The 20,118-nt window shown below is 44.7% G+C and carries 15 protein-coding genes; 7 read left to right on the forward strand and 8 right to left on the reverse strand.

What is annotated here, in order from left to right; all coding sequences use genetic code 11:
- Positions 1–7: 7 nt before the first annotated feature.
- From BLU98_RS14440 to BLU98_RS14455, 4 genes are all read left to right on the forward strand, one after another.
- Positions 8–730, forward strand: coding sequence for a DUF8458 domain-containing protein (locus tag BLU98_RS14440; protein WP_092725985.1), 723 nt, complete (start codon positions 8–10; stop codon positions 728–730).
- A 1-nt stretch (position 731) separates the two neighbouring features.
- Positions 732–1,088, forward strand: coding sequence for a preprotein translocase subunit SecG (gene secG / locus BLU98_RS14445; protein WP_092725988.1), 357 nt, complete (start codon positions 732–734; stop codon positions 1,086–1,088).
- A 117-nt stretch (positions 1,089–1,205) separates the two neighbouring features.
- Positions 1,206–2,246, forward strand: a complete 1,041-nt coding sequence (gene mltG / locus BLU98_RS14450) for an endolytic transglycosylase MltG (protein ID WP_092725990.1) — start codon at positions 1,206–1,208, stop codon at positions 2,244–2,246.
- On the forward strand, positions 2,243–3,184 hold the full coding sequence (locus BLU98_RS14455; RefSeq protein ID WP_092725992.1) for a YihY/virulence factor BrkB family protein: 942 nt from the start codon (positions 2,243–2,245) through the stop codon (positions 3,182–3,184). The genes mltG and BLU98_RS14455 overlap by 4 nt, the downstream gene beginning before the upstream one ends.
- A 148-nt stretch (positions 3,185–3,332) precedes the next feature.
- Here the strand turns inward: BLU98_RS14455 and BLU98_RS14460 are convergent, their stop codons facing one another.
- A complete protein-coding gene (locus BLU98_RS14460) occupies positions 3,333–7,568 on the reverse strand; it encodes an HYR domain-containing protein (RefSeq protein WP_257575011.1) in 4,236 nt (1,411 codons plus the stop codon).
- A 182-nt stretch (positions 7,569–7,750) separates the two neighbouring features.
- Positions 7,751–8,146 carry a hypothetical protein gene (locus BLU98_RS14465; protein WP_139173960.1) on the reverse strand — a complete coding sequence of 132 codons (396 nt, stop codon included), beginning with the start codon at positions 8,144–8,146 and terminating at the stop codon, positions 7,751–7,753.
- Positions 8,147–8,483: 337 nt separating this feature from the next.
- Between BLU98_RS14465 and BLU98_RS14470 the strand changes: the two genes are divergently transcribed.
- Positions 8,484–9,266 (forward strand): LytR/AlgR family response regulator transcription factor, encoded by a 783-nt coding sequence (locus tag BLU98_RS14470; protein ID WP_092725998.1) that lies wholly within the window; start codon positions 8,484–8,486, stop codon positions 9,264–9,266.
- A 5-nt stretch (positions 9,267–9,271) separates the two neighbouring features.
- Here the strand turns inward: BLU98_RS14470 and BLU98_RS14475 are convergent, their stop codons facing one another.
- From BLU98_RS14475 to BLU98_RS14500, 6 genes are all read right to left on the reverse strand, one after another.
- Positions 9,272–11,551 (reverse strand): tetratricopeptide repeat protein, encoded by a 2,280-nt coding sequence (locus tag BLU98_RS14475; RefSeq protein ID WP_092726001.1) that lies wholly within the window; start codon positions 11,549–11,551, stop codon positions 9,272–9,274.
- A gap of 264 nt (positions 11,552–11,815) precedes the next feature.
- Complete coding sequence (locus BLU98_RS14480) at positions 11,816–12,295, reverse strand: TlpA disulfide reductase family protein (RefSeq protein ID WP_092726003.1); 480 nt, start codon at positions 12,293–12,295, stop codon at positions 11,816–11,818.
- Positions 12,296–12,305: 10 nt separating this feature from the next.
- A complete protein-coding gene (locus tag BLU98_RS14485) occupies positions 12,306–12,899 on the reverse strand; it encodes a TrmH family RNA methyltransferase (protein WP_092726007.1) in 594 nt (197 codons plus the stop codon).
- A gap of 121 nt (positions 12,900–13,020) precedes the next feature.
- Positions 13,021–13,590: a hypothetical protein gene (locus BLU98_RS14490; RefSeq protein WP_092726010.1), complete on the reverse strand. Its 570-nt coding sequence runs from the start codon at positions 13,588–13,590 to the stop codon at positions 13,021–13,023.
- A gap of 81 nt (positions 13,591–13,671) precedes the next feature.
- On the reverse strand, positions 13,672–14,685 hold the full coding sequence (locus BLU98_RS14495) for a dipeptide epimerase (protein WP_092726013.1): 1,014 nt from the start codon (positions 14,683–14,685) through the stop codon (positions 13,672–13,674).
- A gap of 15 nt (positions 14,686–14,700) precedes the next feature.
- The gene (locus tag BLU98_RS14500) at positions 14,701–17,481 is read right to left on the reverse strand and encodes a 4-alpha-glucanotransferase (RefSeq protein WP_257575012.1); all 2,781 of its coding nucleotides are present in this window, start codon (positions 17,479–17,481) and stop codon (positions 14,701–14,703) included.
- 174 nt (positions 17,482–17,655) lie between these two features.
- On the opposite strand from BLU98_RS14500, the gene BLU98_RS14505 reads away from it, so the two are divergent.
- Positions 17,656–19,284: an acyl-CoA carboxylase subunit beta gene (locus tag BLU98_RS14505; RefSeq protein WP_092726015.1), complete on the forward strand. Its 1,629-nt coding sequence runs from the start codon at positions 17,656–17,658 to the stop codon at positions 19,282–19,284.
- Positions 19,285–19,336: 52 nt separating this feature from the next.
- Positions 19,337–20,044, forward strand: coding sequence for a PhzF family phenazine biosynthesis protein (locus BLU98_RS14510; RefSeq protein ID WP_092726017.1), 708 nt, complete (start codon positions 19,337–19,339; stop codon positions 20,042–20,044).
- Positions 20,045–20,118 lie beyond the last annotated feature (74 nt).

A 20,118-nucleotide genomic window follows, 5' to 3' on the forward strand; every position in this document is an offset into this window, starting at 1 on the left:
TAGTACTATGAATGCTTCCCTGGAAAAGACCTTATTGCACCTGACCGGTAAAACCAACTTCAGTGAAGTAAGCGTAGCGCAACTGGAAGGGCTCGTTGCTGCCCATCCGTATTTCGCACCGGCGCAATTACTGCTGGCTGCCAAATTAAAAAATACACAACACCCCCAGGCGCTTGCCCAAAGCACTAAAACAGCTTTATACTTTACCAATCCTTTTTGGCTGCAGCTCCAGTTGAGTAAAGATGCACATGACGAACAGGTAACCAGTGTGGCGCCGGTGACTGCTAAGATATCTTCCCTGTTATCCGATCAGTTGGCGAGTTTTAAAAAGCCGCTGGAAGCAGATGCCAAACTCGATATAGAAGCAAAGCAGGAAAAATTGTATACCACTGATTATTTTGCTTCGCAAGGCATTAAAATCGATTTGGATGCGATTCCGCAGGACAAGCTGGTTTCCCAGATGCGTAAGTTTACCGACTGGCTCAAGCAAATGAAGCCCGCCGATACCAATATAGACCTGGGCGTATCGTCTAAACAGGAAAAAGACGTGATACAAAGCGCCGAGAGCTCTAACGAACAACGCGAAGTGGTTACCGAAAGTATGGCAGAAGTGCTGGGAAAGCAGGGACAAACAGACAAAGCCATCCAACTCTATATTAAATTAAGTTTCTTAAATCCTGAAAAAACCGCTTATTTTGCGGCCAGGATACAACAATTAAAAGGTATATAAAATGATCATTCTGTTTTTGATTCTGATTGTAATAGCTTCTGTGGTGCTTGGTTTCATTGTATTGGTGCAGAACCCCAAGGGAGGTGGACTTTCCGGCACTGTTGGCGGATTCAGCAACCAGTTCATGGGTGTAAAGCAAACGACCGACGTATTAGAAAAAGGTACCTGGATTTTTTCAGGCATCATTGCCCTGCTGGCGCTTTCTTCTACTCTTTTTCTGAAAGGCGGTACATCAGGTGGTGTTGATACTTCCATCATTCAGAAAGTGAACACTACTACCAGCGCTCCTGCAGCACCGGCCAATACTGTTCCGGCTAATGCTGCTACTGCGAAGCCCGCTGATTCTGCTAAAAAATAAACAATAGCTGATAAAAGATATTTCAGACCCTGCCTGTGTATTCAGACAGGGTTTTTTAATTAATTTAAATACCGGAAGAGGGCATGGTTATTGCCAATCCGTTCTAAATAATACCGGATGAAAAAGATCCTTTTGATATTATTGCTTTTGTTCATTGTTACAGCAGGTATTTTTTCCTGGCAAAGTCTCACATCAGGCACCAGCTTTGAAGAAAAAAGCCGTTACCTCGTGGTGGAAGAAGGCAGGAATACACAAAAAGATGTGATACAAACACTGCAACAGGAACACTTGGTCAAACATCCGGGCACTTTCTCATTGCTGGCAACGGCATGGGGTATTTGGAATAAACTGAAGCCCGGCAAATACGAAATTAAAAAGGGCGATAACCTGTTCAGCATCGCACGCATGCTGAGAAACAACCGGCAGGCATCCATCAAACTGGTCATCAATAAATTGAGGGTGAAAGAAGACCTGGCACACCTGGTTGGTAAAAACTTCAATACAGATTCTGTTGCAGTAATGAATTTTTTGCAGTCGAACGATTCGTTGAAGCCTTTTGGAGTAGATACGAATACCGTATTTACCCTTATATTGCCCGATACGTATTCTTTCTATTGGAATACTTCTTTCAATAAAATATTACGTAAGCTTGCCGATACCAGGAATGCTTTCTGGGGCCGCGATGACCGTATGCAAAAAGCCCAGCAACTTTCCTTCACTCCCGAAGAAGCATATACCCTGGCTTCCATTGTAGAAGAAGAAACCAATTTCGAATCCGACAAATCCAAGATCGCCGGCGTGTACATCAACCGGCTGGGAAAAGATATGCCCTTGCAGGCATGCCCCACGATCAAATATGCCATGAAGGATTTTACGCTCACCCGTATCTATGAAAAATACCTGAGCAATCCATCGCCTTACAATACGTACCGGAAGAAAGGATTGCCTCCCGGCCCTATCTGTACCCCATCACCCAAAACCATCGACATTGTATTGAATGCACCGCGTACAGATTATCTTTATTTTGTTGCCAAAAGCGATTTCAGCGGCTACCACCATTTCAGCAGCACATATGAAGAGCACATGCAATACGCCAGAGAATACCAGAAAGCATTGGATATCTATATGGCCAAAAAACAAAACTCGCCTGAGCATTGACAAAAATTGAACGACACATTGTTAACCTCGCTCCCATTGCCTGGCTCATCAACAAGAGCAAGACACTGGTCATTCCCGGGTTCAGGGGCCTTCCCTTATATGATGTGGTACGTTTTTTCTTCCGGCAGATCAATAAAGTAGGATTGAACGAAAGGGCCGCCGCCATTTCATTCAACTTTATCATGGCCATGCCGGCGGCTCTCTTGTTTTTATTTGCACTGGTGCCTTATTTCCCAGCTTCGGCCAGTTTTGAAACGGAAATACTCAAATTATTCAAAGACATTTCTCCCGACTCTGCCACTTATCGTTTCATCAAAGACATACTGGACGGACTGCTGGAAAAACACGTAGGTGTATTTTCTTTCGGTTTCATATTGCTCATCTTTTACGCTTCCAATGCCATCATCGGCATCATACGCACGTTCGACCGGTCGATACAGGAGCAGAAAGGTTTTTTCCTGTACCAGCGCTGGCGCGCTATCCGGCTCACCGGCATCCTTGTATTGCTGGTCATTGCTTCTGCATTGGTATTGATAGGACAGGAACAGCTCACCGGCCTTCTTAAAAATCTCTTCCATATGCGCAGGAGGGCCAGGCTACCCTGGTGGAACGGGATCCGCTGGTTCATCATTACTGGCTTGCTCTTCTATTGCGTGGCGATGATCTATAAGTTTGCTCCTTCTGTAAAAAAGAGATGGCATTTGGTATCGCCTGGCTCTCTACTGGCCACCGCATTGATACTGGTTACCACCATTGCATTCTCCTCATGGGTAAGCCTCTTCGCGAGCTCCAATTATAACCGCGTTTACGGCTCCATCGGAACCGTGCTCATCCTGATGCTGCTGATCTATATCAATTCGCTAATTCTGCTCATCGGGTTTGAATTAAACGTTAGTATTACGTACCTCACCAGGAAGGCAGAAGAAAGAAATACATGAAAAATACATGACAGTTGCAATATGATGCAGCCTTAGTCCCTTAAGAATAATTTTCCTGATTTTTTATGGATTCGGTACAACTCTTATATAAAAGGGGGCTGCTCAAACTGAGCAGCCCCCTTGATTCAGAAAATAATAATCCCTTTGATTACTTCCTCGCTTTGATCAGTTGTACGACCTTACGCTTGGATCCCTGAATAAATTCTGCAAAGTAGGTCCCGCTCTGGTAGTTTTCTCCTACCTGCAAGCTACTATTGCTATGCAGTCCTGATCTCGCTTCTATCGCTCTTCCTGATGCATCCATCACCCGTAAATTCACCGGTGTCTCATACCTGCTTTGGATCTTCAGTGTGAAGTAAGTGCTGGTTGGGTTTGGAGCTACCGTTACTTTCAGTTCTGATTCTTCTGAGCTTACTTTCACTTTGTCTTCAGTAGCTGTTTGTGTAAGGGTGGTATTGCCCCCAGTTGCTGATGACGTTACTACCGGTCCAACACTGCAATCATAACTGTTCCAGATCACATTGCTGTTTTCACTCTGTATCTCCCGGGCTATAAACAGACCCGTCATATGCGTACTGTCCCTGTTACCCTGTACTTCCAGCTGGCCATTCGGCGCATATACATTCGCATTCACCCAGGTATCCGTTTCCCTGGTACCGCGGCCATCCTGGTGGTCTCCACCCTGCTCCTCTCTATAACCATCATCTCTTCCATGTTCATCTCCTTCTTCGCCTCCATGCACCGTGAAGTAACCTCCTTCATCACCTCCGTCAAACTGGTGACTCTCTTCTCCCTCATGCTGGTGGTCTTCTTCCACCCTTGGTTTCTGCCCTACATAGAACGTAACTTTATAACGATCTGCATTGATCTTGCTCTTCTTACCTATCTCTACCCCATTGCTTACAAGCACCTGGCTGTTGCCTGCAAAACGTACATTCGTATAGTCTCCTGTAGATGAACCGCCGCTTACATGCAACCTGCCTATATTGATCACAGGGCTCGTAAACAATACCGTTGCTCCCGGGCCTATCTCTATCGATCCAAATACCGTTCCACCCAACGTAACAACTGCACCTTGACCAATATTCACTTCTTTGTAATTACTACTTACCGTTACTGTTGTATTCTTGCGAACCTTAAAATTGGGCAGTCCTCTTGTGCTTGTCGTGTTATACACCATCGTTGGTAAGTCAACAGCAGCTACCTCATAGATCTTCTGGTTGATCACCGCTCCACTCTCTGCGTCTATTCTTGGTGCTTTTACAAATGCCCCCGCCGATGCTACGGTTGTCTTTTCTCCAAACTTAGCCCTGCCCCTTGCGCTCATCACACCCACACTGCCGCCGGACACTATATTGTGGTCGCTCAACTCTACCTGTCTGCCTCCCAGGATCGTGTAGCTGCTTACGAGCGTCTCTTTGGCATACATGTAGGTGGCCGCAAATTCACTCCTGCAACCATTACCATCTGTAGTATACAGGCTGTATACGCCATCTCCATTTGTTAAGTCTAAGCTGATCTGCTGTGTAGCGGCAAAGCTGCCCATACTGTACAGCCACTGGTAGCCAAACGGTCCGTTTAACGTACTGCTGCCAGTAAGGGTTAGCTTGTTACAGAACGCATCCGCATTGCTCGGTGCGATACTGGCTACCGGTAGCGGGTTCACTTTCACTGTGAAGCTGCAAGTACTTACATTACCATGTATATCCGTTACTGTATAACTTACTGTTGATGTACCGATATTGAATACACCACTTACATCGATACCCGCGCCGTTTCTTGTTGTGGCGCCTGTTACCGTATACAGGGTACTGGCTATTCCGCAATTATCTCCCTGGCTTAGTACAGGGATTGTGTAATTGGTATTACCGCCAGTATTAGCACAGAATACCTGGTTGCCCGCGCAGGCTATCACCGGCGCTTCATTATCTGTAACAACCACTGTCTGTACAGTGCTATTCGTATTGCCATGGATATCTGTTACCGTCCAGGTTACTACTGTAGTGCCTACAGGGTAAGTAGCCGACGGATGGTCATTCACTACACGCTGTACACCGCAGTTGTCTTTGGTAACCGGGATGCCTAAGCTCACCGTGGCCGAACACTTGCCCGGGTCATTGCTCACACTGATATTCACCGTGCTGATCGTTGGATTCTCAGTATCAGCAACTACTATGGTAAAGGTTCCCGAAGACGCGTTACCACTTACATCGGTAGCGGTCACATTTACAGTAGTAACACCTACGGGGAAAACTGTTCCGGGATTCTGGCTATACGTAATCGCAACCGGACCGCAAATATCCGAAGCCGTTGCAGCAAAGTTGATTATTGCTCCGCATATACCTTTATCATTCACTGCGTTTATGGCAGAAGGTGTAGTTAATGTTGGCGCAGTAATATCATGAACGGTGATCACCTGCACTGCAGAAGAAGTATTTCCACATGCGTCTTTGGCTGTCCAGGTTCTGGTAATAGTATAATTGTAATGACCCGCATTATTGATATCGGCATTCTGCGTGCTTGTCTGTGCAAATACTACTACAGGCGATGCATCACAATTATCTGTTGCTGTTAAAGTAGCTGCTGCAGGTACTGCGTTACAGTCTACAGTAATGTTAGCAGGCGCTGCACCCAAAACTGGCGCTGTTCTATCCAGTACCGTGATGGTCTGTACAAAGTTATTGGCGCTTGTATTGCCACTTGCATCGGTAAAGTTCCAGGTTCTTACCTGTGTATAGGAACTACCACAGCCTGCGGTCTTTACATCGCTTAAAACATGTATGGTTGTTGTACTGCAATTATCAGTAGCTACTGGGGCCAACGTCAATGCTTTGGCCAGAGAAGTAGCGTCGGAACACTCAACCGTTGCATCCAGGCTACCCGGCGCTGTTGTAATCACAGGTGGAGTAACATCTTTGATAATAACGGCCTGTGTTTGAGTAGCGGTATTTCCACTGGCATCCTGGTATGTCCAGTGCATGATATAAGTACCCTGATTGCTATAAGTAAGTGGATCACTGGTAGTTCCTGTTACCATACCCGAGCAATTGTCTTTAGCAGTAGGCGCTGTAATTGTTGCAGCGCATTCGGCCGTAACAGCGGGCAGGGCATTTATCTGGTAATTTATCGTAAGTGTGCCTCCTCGGAAATAACCTACCCAGCCAGGATAACCGGTGAAATTCATCTGCAAAGTATTATTGCCGCCATAATTATATCCAGGGATACTTCCGTTATAATTGATGGTGAATGACTGCGCGTAATGGAATAACTGGTTATCGCCGATATGGGTACCCGAAACATACATATGATCGTAATCACCGGTTCCGCCCCATCCCTGGTCTACAGCTGTATAGGATAAGCTCGCGCCAGTTACAACAGCTCCAGCGGGTAAAGGATCAGAAAAATTAAATATCCACGGACTCCAGCTATTGGTATTACCATAAGGCACTGAAATGGTCTTTGAACCTGTTACTGAAGTGGTTGGTACCGGCGCTTCATTGTCTTTTACCGTTACAGTGAACGAAGCGCTGGCTGTATTACCTGCCGCATCGGTTACGATAAAACTGTTGGTAGTGGTTCCAACAGGGAATACCGAACCGCTGGGCAAACCAGCCGTTTGCTGCATGGTTGGAACGCCGCAATTGTCGCTATAATTTACTGTATATGCTACGCTCGCGCCGCATTTACCGGGATCATTATTGACCGTAATGGGGCCCGGGCTCGAAATAGTTGGTGGTACCATATCTTTTTCCCCTAGGTACTGGCCATTGGGTATGGAAAGACCATGTGTTACCTGGCAAGGGAAAGCAGCATCTATTACTTTAACCATAGTACTGTTACTGGCCCCATAGGGTATGGAAATGGTTACATCTGTTGTTACCCCGGCATTGTAATTAAACGGTCCATAGGAAACATTCGCCCCTGAAGGATCGTAAATTACCTTAAAGCTTTTGGTACCTGTAATGGATGCACAGGAAAGATGGTTGACCCTTATGCTAGCAGTGGTATAATCATCTGTAGGATTACAGGGTGTTCCATTATTATTACCTGGCAATATAACTGTATTGCTCCAGCCTGTTATCGGGCAACTTGTACAAACCGGGGGTGGAGGTGGTGTAAAATTACCGGAGCCTCCTACCAAAAAAGCCCAGCATACATTGTTTGAATAAGGGGCTACGCTCAGTGTAGTACCCAGGAACGGGGTATGAACAGTAGCATAGCTGTTAAAGCCAAAGCCCAGGTAAATAGATGATGCCGCAGCAAAAATAGTGGGACTCAATGAAGATGCATTTCCGGCAAATTCTGCGTCAATAGGGTAATTGACCCCGTTAATAGTGAGCCCCGCGCCCGAATGGCCGCATTCATTTACCTGATGGTAGGTCATCAGATACCATGTTAAAGAGCCATCTTGGGCCTGGTTAACACGTATTTCCGTAACGTGTGCGAACGAAAGGATTGTAACAAAAAGGCATGTTACAAAGAGTAGAATTTTTTTCATAAATTAATTTTGATAATGACCATTAATCATGATCTCAGAAAATTATCCTTCTAAGCATTCTGTTGCACTTAGTTTTTATATGTTTTTTTTACAGACAGGCCCGAAGGGTCAAATCCAGTGGGAAGACTGATCTTCAAATCATTCAAAGCATCGCTATCGCAATCAGGCTTATTGAACACGCCTTTTTTGCTGGCGAAGTTGAAATCTTTCGACAAATTCTGACCGTCTCCTTTATTTGTAATAGTGATGGCAAACTGCGCATTTTGATCTGCAGGACCGTCATTAAAGACGCTGATCTGTACCTGGTTTGTGTTGTTACATTTAACAACACGGTAAAAGATCTCTATTGAGTTCCTGGTTTCAGGAAAAACCTGCCAGTTTTTATACACGGTTTCAGAAGACTGGCCAAAAGAAATGCTTACAGAGCCCATAACCAGCATAAAAAAGAGTAGTCGTTTTAACATAATCAAGTTTTTAATTATTAAAAAATTATTGAATACAGTTGGAAGCCGCATATTCGATAGGAAATAAGGTCGGGGTAAAAAGCACAGGTACTTTTCAATTGAACAGCGCAAGGTTCATATGCAGGTTTTTAGTTAGGTTGATTGTAGTAGCATCTGTAAATTACTGTAGAGAAATATCTACAAGGATGTAATTTGACAAATTGCCAATTCCAGGCAAAATTGAGTTGATAACACAATGATTTTAATAGACTAGGGCATTGATTTCGTAGATGAGAAGAAAAAACAGCTTAATTTCAGGCAAAATTCTAGCTCAGTACCTTTACTAACCCCTGCCAAGATGAAATACCGTTGTATCATAATAGATGATAACATTATTGAATGCGATTCGCTTGCGCTGAAACTGAAACAAATTGCCTGCCTGGAAATATACGCTACCCTGTCAAGTGGATTGGAAGCAGTGAATATTTTGAGAGACAACAAAATAGATATTGTTTTTTCTGACATAGATATGCCGGGCCTGTCTGGCATAGAACTGCTGAAAAGCACCAAAAATCACCCCGTTTTTATTTTTATTTCATCCCATCCGGAGTATGCTGTGGAGAGCTTCAGCCTGAATGTGATCGATTATATTGTAAAACCGGTTAAACTGGAACGACTGATCCATGCCGCCAACAAGGCGATTGAATACATCCAGTTAAAGAAGTTGCTGAATAACCAGGCGAGCCCTAAAGCATCTTCTCCGGATACCGGTAACAATCTGATCAAGACCATCGACGCTCAAGCCTATTTCTTCATCAAAGATGCCAGTGGTTATACCAGGCTTGATATGGGCGACGTGTTATATATTGAAAGTATGGGGGATTTTTCCAAAATACATACTACGAGCCAGAAAACACATTTGGTCCTGGTGAGTTTAAAGAACCTGGAAAAGCAATTGCCCGCCAGCTTCTTCATACGCGTTCACAAACAGTATATGGTTAATCTGCTGTATATTAAAAATATTACAGTGGGCGAAATACTGCTGAAAGACAACAATATAATCCCAATCAGTACAGCCTATAAACAGGCATTGCTGGATACGGTAGTACATAAAAAAACATTGACCCGCTTTGGGGAATAATACCTTCATGCCGCGGGTAAGGTTATATGAAATATACTGCCTGCCCCGGGACGGCTGTTCACAGTGATATTCCCATGTAATATAGCTGCAAAATGCTTGCTTAACAGTAAGCCAAGACCGGTTCCTTTTTCTCTATTGGTCCCGTGGGTGCTTTCAATTGATTTTATGGCGACATCATTGATCTGCTGCACTTTTGTTTCGCTGATTCCTACACCATTATCTCTTACTGAGAGCACCATCCCTTTGCCGTCTCTCTTCGCAAAAATTTCCAATAACCCATCCTGGCCGGAAAATTTAATGGCATTGCTAACCAGGTTACGAACGATCAGTTCTACCATGTTGCGGTCGCCCAATACCCTTACCCCCTCCTTGACGCTGTTGTTCACCGTCAGGTTTTTTGTTCCTATTGTATGGTGCGCACCATTGATAACATGTTCCACAATAGCTGCCATATCAATATCTTCTATAACGGGTGCAAAACCCTGCATCTGGCTGGCCGACCAGTTAAGCAGGTTATCCATTAAGCTGGCAGTATGATCCAGTGTGCCTTTTATCAATTCTGTATATTGAGCCAGTCTCTTTTGCTCAATATGCCCGTTTGCCAGCAGTGAACTGAAAGAGATCAGGTTATTGACCGGCGTTCTGAGATCGTGACTCACAATACCGAATATTGTATCTTTTACCGATACCAGCTCTTCCAAAGTCTGCTTTTGCTTCGAGACCAATTTGTTTAGCTTAACGGTTTTATAGTGGTTGTAAAATACCAGTATTCCAGCAGCAAAAGTGGTAATGGCAATTATTGCCAGTGCGGTTGATAATTTTGCATCGAATTCGATCTGTGCCTGCTGGGCGCTGATCCTGCTGTCTTTAATCTTTTTATCGAAACGAGCCCTTAATTGCTCCTTTTGCAACCGGGTGATTTCCAATTTCTTTGCGTTTTCCAGGTCTGCCTCTTTTTTAAGAAAGGCAACCCTTTGAAGGCTTTTTTCCTGATCACTGATCTCTAATTGCTGCTTTCTGAGAATGATCTCCTGCTGTTGTTGTTTTGCCAGCAGTATCTGCTGTTTCAGGCTTTCATCGGTCAACTGCTGGGTCAGTTTATATTCCCTTTCCTTAATATTAAAATCGAGTTGCAATTGCTTGCGCGTGATCTCCCTTTCCTTTTCATTATTATAGATGCTGTCACGCATGACAATATACTCCCGGTAATAAAAAAGCGAACTGTCGAAACGGCCTGTTGTTTCATATAAATTACTCAGGCTTTCCAATGCATTTTTTTGTACTCCTGAAACATTGATCTGTCTTGCTATATCCAGGCCCTGTTTCAGGTTAATAAAACCATTCCCATAATCTTTATTTTTTGTATAATACCTGCCCAGGTTTAGGTAATTTTCTGCCAGCGTAAGTTTTTCATTGGCTTTCTTGTTTACTTCCATGGAGGTCAGGTAATATTTCAGCGCAGTTTCTTTGTTTTGCCGGGCTTCGTATATTTTGCCAATGCCCGTCATAATGGAAGATTTCATCGAATAATCCTCTTCTTTCTCTGCTATTGGCAGTGCCCTGTTAAATAGCTGGAGTGCTTTTTCATATTTTTCCGCCGGCCTGATCCGCATGTTCATAAGCTCGTTATCTGAGGCCATCATTAAGATATTTCCAAGTGCTTCACAGGCAACAGCCACTCCTCTGCTTGTACTGCTTGCATCTTCAAATATTTTTAAAGCTTTGTGTATGTATTCCGATGCCTGTTTAAACTGGCCAAGACCCTCATAGATCTCCCCGATATTCATGTAACAACTGGCCACTTCGCCTTTTTTCCCCAAGTGCGCATATAAAATAATTGCATTCTGATGGGCTTCCAGCGATTTAGCGTAATCCGGAATATCATTGTACAGCGCTCCCATATTCAGATACGTATCAGCCATATGCACTTTATCGGCAGCTTCCTTTCCCACTTCGAGTGCTTTCTCGTAATAAGAAAGGGCTTTGAGATAATCTGACACGCCGTGATAAGAGGCGCCCAATTTATAATAGGTAACTTCCAGTATACTTTTATTGGGTAGTTTTTTTGCGAGGGAAACAGCCGCTTCGCCGAAGCTTTCCACTTTATCGAACTGTTTCAAAATTGCATACTGTCCGAAAATATAGCGCAGGTAAATAACCTTTAAAGAATCTTCTTTCTGATAAGCCTCGTTTACGCGTAATAAGCTATCTAATTTTGCCTGCTGTGTCCATCCCACACCTATACAACCGGTGAGTATCTCAAGCATCAACAATATCTTCTTCATAAAAGGTTCAGTAGTTTCGACGCCCTGTTTAAATCAACCAGGGTTAGTTCGTTTAAAATTAAATGAATAACCCATAACATTGTCTAACAATATAAATAAAAAACAATGCAACCTTTCGTATGTATTAAAAAAAATATTCTTTGAATAAAACACCTCTTTCCTCTGCTATCCCTCGAAGTGTTGCATTCTGTTCAAATTTTTTCAATACGTTTTTTGTAGTAGTAACCTTATTGAGTAATTCGTATGCGTCGCGGCTGGAATGTATTATTCGGTCAATTTCTTCAATTCAAGAACCAGCCTTGTCTCTGGTAACTGGTGATTAAAAAATTGCCGGTAATGCTTTTTATTGTTTACCATCAGGGTCACCGGGATGGTGCCGTCCCAGGATTTGTCTATCATCGGACAAAAAACATTGGGATCTTGTTCATCGAGCCATATAATACTGGAATGGTAATGCTGCTTTTGGGCAAAAGCGGCGATCGCTTTGGGATAATCATCGGGGAAGTCGAGACTCACTAATATCAATTTCACGCCTTTTGATTTGAAAGCTGCCACCTGTTTTTCAAACCAGGGAATCTCGTGCACACAAGGACCGCACCAGCTTGCCCAAAAATTAAAGACGGTAGGTGCGGAACTGGTATCAACCATCTTCAACAGTTCACCGATCTTCATTTTAGGGATCGACTGGGCCTCCGTCATTACTGATAGCAGGCAGCAGAATAAGCAAATAAATAGTTTTTTCATGGCGATACATTCAATAATTCTGGGTTGTAATACCCCATTCGGTCATTAGTTGATCTGATTGAGCTTTCGGCAGAGACCGCTCCTCATAATGCCCTGCAAGGGTTTTCTGTCGCATGGCTTCATAAATACTCACAGCGCAGGCAACAGACACATTCAGGCTTTGGATGATGCCAACCTGGGGGATGATGAAATTACCGTCAGCCAGCAACCTGATCTCTTCACTCACTCCGGAATGCTCATTGCCGAACACAAGCGCTACACTCACTGTAAAATTGATATCATACACACTTACAGCATCGGCGGCAAGATGCGTGGTAAAAATGCGACTGTATTGCTGTCTTAATTGTGCAAAGCACGCTGCAGCATTATCGAAATGATGCACGGTCAACCATTTGGCTGCGCTGCTGCTGCTTTTAGGTCCGAACTTGTCGTGACGTGGAATTTTTGTATTTAGAATATATATATCCTGTATGCCTACCGCATCACAGGTTCGCATGACTGCGGCAATATTATGCGGGTCCTGTATATTTTCCATCACTACAGTCAGGTTGGGTTGGCGTTTATTCAATACTTGTATCAATTTATTTTTCCTTTCCGGTGTCATGCACTTGTTCTTGCCTCGAAATTCGACAACAACAGAGAAGAAACCAAATAAAAACCCCCTTGCCCCGGGCTTAAGTCCGGGGCAAGAGGGTTTTTATGGTCACTGTCAAAACCATGCGTGTTTAGTCTCTTTCGCGACGGTCCCAGCCTCTGCCGTGTTCGCGCTCACGTTCACCGCGGTCTCCCCAACGGCCACCACGGTCATCATCGTCGCGGTCTCCCCTGTCCCATTTGCGGTTATCGTGGCCATTGTAGAATTTGTCTTTCCATTTTCCGCCATAACCATAACGATCGCCACCATAAGCCGGGTATCTGTTGTCCACTACCACGGGCCTTCTGTAAGTATTGTAATAATCACGATAACGATCTCGGTAATAATCGCAACGATACCAGGGTCTGGGTTCATTGATGGCTACTTTATATCCGCCATAAAGATCATAATCACTATACATAGCAGGCAAAGAAGCGCCGATCACCCAGCGTCCATCGCTCAGGTAAATGAATGAGCGATGGGGAATATCGTAATAACTATCGATCTCAGGGAGGTAATAATAATCGCCCTCATATTCATCGGGCAATCCCCAGGCAGGTCTTCCTATGTTGAGGTTCACATTCAGTCGAACCTGTGCTTCTGTATAACTGCTCATCAGCACAGCTGCGAGCAATAAGGTGGGTAGAATTAACTTTTTCATGGTAGAACGTTTTATACTGTATATAAGCCAAACGCAATGCCAGAAACGACTAAATCTGTTAAACAAATGTAAATCTGCATCTTATAAGGGACTGATACCCAGGCCAGGTTTTCCTGATACACGAACAGTTCCGAAATCATAAGTAAGCCCTTGTGCTACATCTTGTGATAACAGCAAGGGGCCGTCCAGGTCTGCATGGTCCAGTTGCGGCAGAAAATGCGCAATAGCCGATGAACCAATTGTAGATTCATTCATACTTCCCATCATTACCTGCATGCCCAATGAACGTGCTTTTGTGATCATTCGCCTGGCAGGCGTGATGCCACTGCATTTGGTGAGTTTGATATTGATCCCGTGAAAATGACCATGGCATTTTTCCACGTCTGTTTCCGATACGCAACTTTCATCTGCAAATAATGGAAGTGATGATCGTTCAAATAAAACTTTCATCCCCTCCCAATTGTCTTTCGCAAGTGGTTGTTCGATGAACTCTACCCCCAGTTCGGCCAGTTGCGGTATTTTTTCCAATGCTTCTTCGGTTGTCCATCCGGCATTGGCATCGATCCTGAAACGGGCATCGGTATTGACTCGCAATGCTTTTACAATGGCGATGTCTTCATCGGTTCCCAGTTTGATCTTGTATACCGGCCAGGGTTTTGCTTTCATTTTGCCCACCATTTGGTCTATCTGGTCAATACCAATGGTATAGTCTGTGATAGCAGTGTGTTCCCATTCCGTATCCCACAACGCATAGAGCGGCCGGCCTTTCATTTTTCCGTACAGGTCCCAGCAGGCTATGTCCAATGCACATACAAGGAATGGATTGTTTGGAAAAAGATGGTGCAGGTAATGCCAGTATCTTTCGGGGTCGGTGAGTGCAAATTTCTCCACCAATGTTTTTTTGCTTTCCAGGTCTGCCATCATTTGTTCCACTGTGATATTGTAATACACAATGGCCGGCGCTTCGCCGATGCCGGTAAAAGGCCCCAACTCCAGTGTTACTACTAATGCAGGCTGATGGGTTTTGGTACGTCCGTTCGAAATGGAGAACGGGTATTGAAAAGGGAGGTTCTGCTGCCAGTATCGAAGTTTCAAAGCTGTTAGTTTAAATTAATCAGACAATCTGCCACTGGCTATTACATAACCATGAAATTCTTCATTGAATGCATTGGCCGCAAGTAATGATTCCAAAGTAAGGTGCATGCGGTATTGCCAGTAATGGCGGGGATTGGCGGGTACGTTGATGCGTTCTTCACCGGGGTTCTCACGGCGTAATTGCTCGCTTATGCCCAGGATATCCTGCAATTGAAAAATGCTCCACATGGCAGGTGAATGTAGGTGCTGCAATACAATGGCTTTGTTGATCCATGGCTCACAATAATAAGGCGCCGTTCCGGGCTCCCCAAGTTCCTCGTTGTAGAATTGCTGTATCGTTGTTTTGTCTTCTTCCCACCAGCCGCGTATGGTACTCATATCGTGTGTAGAAGGCGTTACCACACTCAGGTAAGGCGCATCTTTGGGATTGAAGAATTTTGTATGACTGGCCTTGGGCATCCGCTGTATCTCAAGGCTCAGCAGTCCCAATTGGTGCATCACATCAGGTACACAAGCCGGCACGAGGCCCAGGTCTTCCCCGCATACCAGCATATTGGTCACCCGCTTCAAAGCAGGCAGCTTCAGCAACGCTTCTTTCTTCCAGAACTCATCTTGTCTGCGGAAAAAATAATCTATATACAGCTCATGCAGGGCCTGTTTTGTCTGCTCATCGAGGTGGCGATATGAACTGGTATTTTCCATCCCGAAACGGAAATGAAAATGCATGCCATCAGCCTGCTCTGCTTCGAACAATATCACATTGCTGATCAAATCGAAAAGACCGGTCTTGACTTTCTGGTGATGCTCATCATTTTCCAGCGTTGCGAAATAAGTCTCTACCTGCCGTTGTGTAGCAAAAGCAGGTTTGAGAGAATACGAACCATCTCCAGCAGATTGCAGAAATTCTTTTTTAACCAGATCGTTGTCGTGTCCGAATATTTCCCATAATACCTGATCTGAGATATATGGCTGGATAAAACGATGCAGATCTACATTGATCTTCCTGCTATGAAATTCATTGATACGTACCGGAATAGCAGGCACAAAATGTCCCATGATACCTTCTATTGCATGCATGGGGATGCTAAATATCCGGAAGAAACCCAATATATGATCGATACGGAAAGCATCGAAATAGTAACTCATCTGTTCAAAACGCTGCTTCCACCAGGCGAAGCCATCTTCACGCATACGCTCCCAGTTGTATGTGGGAAATCCCCAGTTCTGCCCCTTCACTGCAAAATCATCGGGTGGCGCACCCGCCTGAGCATCCATGTGATACAATTCAGGATTCTGCCATGCATCCACACCATGCCTGTATACTCCAATGGGGATATCTCCTTTAACAATGATGCCATTCTCATGTGCATAAGCGGTGGCTTCTTTCAGTTGTAAGTGCAGGTTGTACTGGATATAATAATGTAACCCTATTTCATCCTGGTGTGAACCGATCAGTGTTTGAATGGCGGCTGCATCGTACCTCGCATATTGAGGCCACTGGTTGAAATCAACCGTTCCATACAGGTCTCGCAGGTGACAAAAAGCAGCATAGGGTTCCAGCCAATGTTTGTTCTGTTCAAAATAATCCTGGTAATCTTTGTGCAGGGAAAAATCATTTTTTGCTTCTGCATACAGCTCTTTAATGATCAACCATTTGATCTTGATCACCGATTCGTAATCCACTTCCGGTAAATGATTCAGCCGCTCTCTTTCTTTGGATATTTTTTGCCGTATGGTTTTATTTTTGGTACCGGCAAGCACTTCCACATTCAGGTAAATAGGATGCAATGCAAAAGCCGAAATCGCTGCATACGGATAAGAATCTGTCCAGCTATGTGTAGCCGTTGTATCGTTCACCGGCAACAGCTGTATCAGTTTCAAGCCGGTAGTACGTGCCCAGTTGACCAGCAGTTTCAGGTCGGTAAACTCTCCTACTCCCAGGCTCTGCTCACTGCGCAGGCCGAACACAGGAATAGCAACGCCTGCACCCTTCCAGGTATTATCGGGCAATATGGTGAATCCATCATTCACAGTCACCTGCTTGTTTTTGGCGCCAGGGTCGTTCAATATCCTGTTGTCGCCATCTTCATATAGCAGGAAAATATTTTTCTCCGTATCGTATACACCATACTTGTAAGCAATCGGGAAAGACGCGTGGCCCAGATCGAGCGATGCTGTAAAGCAATCCTCCCCTTCCTGCCTGTTCATCAATACCGGTGCAACAGTATCCCAATTCCCCAATTCAACAGTATTGCCCAGTATGCACAGGGTTTGGCCGGCTTGCAAGAGCGGACTCTTTACCATCAGCACATGCGTTGTTTTTCCAACATGATCGCTTTTTATAGCTGTATGGTTGTGTTTCAGTAAAACCTGCTTGAAGGGCTCTGTATAAAATGCGTTCTCAAAATAACCGGCGTAATTCCAGGCATCGTAAAAAATAGTCTCTGCTTTACAGAGTTTGGCAGGATTGAATTTTTTATCGGCGCCCCAGTCAAAACTGATGAGGCCATCTGCATTTTTCAGTACGTAATTATACGTAATCTCTTGGTCGGTGCATTGCGCTTCATTCAATTCGATAACAGCCCGCCAATAATCGCCGTTTTCATATTCCATGGACAATGCGCCTGCTAAATCGTTATTGCCTAGCAACAAATGATTTCCCACGATGAACAGTTCTTGTCCGAATAACGTATGAAATTTCAGCTGGAAGGTTATTTTCCGAAATACGCCTGGCGCTTTTTTTACCACAGCAGTTGCAGGCACAGCAGGAGCATGATATTGTCTGGCAGAAGGCAAGCGATCCGTTTTCAATTCTTACAATATAGGGTTAGGGTGCTAAAGTAGTAAATAATGTGTATTTATAACACAATAAAAAGATCCAGCTTGCAAAATAAGCTTTCGCTCGCATTTATCCTGTTTTCGTGCTAACAATCCTAGCCCTATCTTTGGCATACTAACAATTGTTCGTAGATGAAGCATGAATTCAACCGCAACGAAGACTGGATGAAGTTGGCTGTATCGCAGATGCGCAGCCGGTTTGAGCAGGTTTGCCAGGGAGGTGGTAAGAAAGCCCTTGCCCGCCAGGCAGAGCGTAACAAACTCACTGCCCGCGAAAGGATCACTTACCTGTGTGACAGTGACCAACCTTTTCATGAAATAGGCGCTTTCGCCGGTTATGATATGTATGAGGCTGAAGGCGGGTGCCCGGCCGGCGGAACCGTTGCCGGCATCGGTTACATCAGTGGCAGGCAATGCGTGGTGGTGGCTAATGACCAGACCGTGAAAGCGGGCGCCTGGTTTCCCATCACCGGTAAAAAAAACCTGCGCTTGCAGGAAATAGCTATGGAGAACAGGTTGCCCATCATTTACCTGGTGGATAGTGCAGGTGTATTCCTTCCCATGCAGGATGAAATATTTCCCGACAAAGAACATTTTGGCAGGATATTCCGCAACAATGCCCGCATGAGCGCTATGGGCATTACACAGATCGCGGCTGTGATGGGCGCATGCGTGGCAGGTGGCGCTTACCTGCCCATCATGAGTGATGAAACACTGATGGTAGAAGGCAACGGCAGTATTTTTTTAGCAGGGCCATATCTTGTTAAGGCAGCCATTGGCGAAGAAGTGGATGCAGAAACATTGGGCGGCGCTGAAACACACAATGCCATCAGCGGCATTGCCGATTATAAATTCAGCAATGAACAGGAATGCCTCGATCACATCAAAAAAATGGTATCTAAATTAGGGCCGCAACCATTGGCAGGGTTCAACAGAACAACTGCCCTGCCACCTAAAAAAGATCCTGCGCATTTATATGGCATCATTCCCGAAGGTAACCTTAGACCTTACGATATGCGCGAGATCATCGCCTGTATTACGGATGACAGTGTATTCGAAGAATTTAAACAGGAATATGGACAAACCATTCTCTGTGGATATGCCCGTATCGACGGATGGGCAGTAGGTATTGTGGCTAACCAACGGCTCATAAGCAAAACAAAAAAAGGAGAAATGCAATTGGGCGGTGTTATTTACAATGATAGTGCCGATAAAGCAGCCCGTTTCATTCTCAATTGTAACCAGAAAAAAATACCACTTGTTTTTTTACAGGATGTGACCGGCTTCATGGTAGGCAGCCGCAGCGAACACAGTGGCATCATCAAAGACGGCGCCAAGCTGGTGAATGCAGTGGCCAATTCTGTGGTGCCCAAGATCACCATCATAGTAGGCAATAGCTATGGCGCCGGTAATTATGCCATGTGCGGCAAAGCCTATGATCCGCGTTTCATTTATGCATGGCCTTCGGCCAGGATCGCGGTGATGGGTGGTGAGCAGGCTGCTAAAACTTTATTACAGATACAGGTAGCGGCCATGAAGCAACAAGGCAAAGAAATATCGTCCGAAGAAGAACAGCAATTGTTGCAAACCATCAAAGACCGTTACGAAAGCCAGACCTCTCCTTATTATGCAGCGGCCAGGTTATGGGTAGATGATATCATTGACCCCATTCAAACACGCGAACTGATCTCTGCCGGTATTCATGCAGCCAATCAAAATGCCGTCATTGACGAATTTAAAACCGGTGTATTTCAGGTCTGAGATCACATTGAAAATATTGCGCTAATTTTAACGCCTCATCATTATCTATTCCATGTCATTACCCATTTATATTGCCAATGCATTTACACATACGATGTTCGGCGGCAATCCGGCAGCTGTATGTCCGCTTGAGTCCTGGCTTCCCACCGATACCATGCAACAATTAGCCAATCAAAACAATTTATCTGAGACTGCTTTTTTTGTGCAACGGAAAGACGGCGCTTATGATATCCGCTGGTTCACTCCTGAATTTGAAATAGACCTTGCCGGGCATCCAACACTGGCTACTGCATTCATCATTTTCACAGAACTGGGATACGATCGGCCATCTATCCGCTTTTATTGCAAAAGCGGCGAACTCAACGTTACCCGTAAAGAAGATATATTGGAAATGAATTTCCCCGCACGCATGCCCGTTGCTGTAGAAGCGCCGGTTGAATTGCTGAAGGGACTGAGTATCCCTCCTGCCCGTGTACTGAAGTCGCGCGATTATTTTTTGGTGTACAACACACAGGAAGAGGTAGAAAAAGTAGTACCCGATTTTTTACACCTAAACCGGGTGCTCAATACAATAGGCATTATTGTTACCGCCAAAGGGCATGAAGCAGATTTCGTTTCAAGATTTTTTGTCCCCAACTCCGTTATCGGAGAAGACCCTGTTACCGGATCAGCCCATGCTACACTCATTCCATTCTGGGCCAATGAACTACAGCGAACAGATATGAAAGCCATTCAAATGTCAGTGTTGTTTCGATGTTGAATAAATAAGTTCTTTGAAATTATTGTCTGTATTGGGTTCTAGCAGATTTTGCAATGGAAACGATTTGAAAATTG

Origin of the sequence: Hydrobacter penzbergensis (assembly GCF_900106985.1) — a bacterium.
Classification (GTDB): domain Bacteria; phylum Bacteroidota; class Bacteroidia; order Chitinophagales; family Chitinophagaceae; genus Sediminibacterium; species Sediminibacterium magnilacihabitans.

Excerpts from the sequence above, each read along its gene's own strand:
- BLU98_RS14440 (WP_092725985.1), top strand. The coding sequence starts at position 8 with ATGAATGCTTCCCTGGAAAAGACCTTATTGCACCTGACCGGTAAAACC.
- secG (WP_092725988.1), top strand. The coding sequence starts at position 732 with ATGATCATTCTGTTTTTGATTCTGATTGTAATAGCTTCTGTGGTGCTT.
- mltG (WP_092725990.1), top strand. The coding sequence starts at position 1,206 with ATGAAAAAGATCCTTTTGATATTATTGCTTTTGTTCATTGTTACAGCA.
- BLU98_RS14460 (WP_257575011.1), bottom strand. The coding sequence starts at position 7,568 with ATGACCTACCATCAGGTAAATGAATGCGGCCATTCGGGCGCGGGGCTC.
- BLU98_RS14465 (WP_139173960.1), bottom strand. The coding sequence starts at position 8,146 with ATGTTAAAACGACTACTCTTTTTTATGCTGGTTATGGGCTCTGTAAGC.
- BLU98_RS14470 (WP_092725998.1), top strand. The coding sequence starts at position 8,484 with ATGAAATACCGTTGTATCATAATAGATGATAACATTATTGAATGCGAT.
- BLU98_RS14475 (WP_092726001.1), bottom strand. The coding sequence starts at position 11,551 with ATGAAGAAGATATTGTTGATGCTTGAGATACTCACCGGTTGTATAGGT.
- BLU98_RS14480 (WP_092726003.1), bottom strand. The coding sequence starts at position 12,295 with ATGAAAAAACTATTTATTTGCTTATTCTGCTGCCTGCTATCAGTAATG.
- BLU98_RS14485 (WP_092726007.1), bottom strand. The coding sequence starts at position 12,899 with ATGACACCGGAAAGGAAAAATAAATTGATACAAGTATTGAATAAACGC.
- BLU98_RS14490 (WP_092726010.1), bottom strand. The coding sequence starts at position 13,590 with ATGAAAAAGTTAATTCTACCCACCTTATTGCTCGCAGCTGTGCTGATG.
- BLU98_RS14505 (WP_092726015.1), top strand. The coding sequence starts at position 17,656 with ATGAAGCATGAATTCAACCGCAACGAAGACTGGATGAAGTTGGCTGTA.
- BLU98_RS14510 (WP_092726017.1), top strand. The coding sequence starts at position 19,337 with ATGTCATTACCCATTTATATTGCCAATGCATTTACACATACGATGTTC.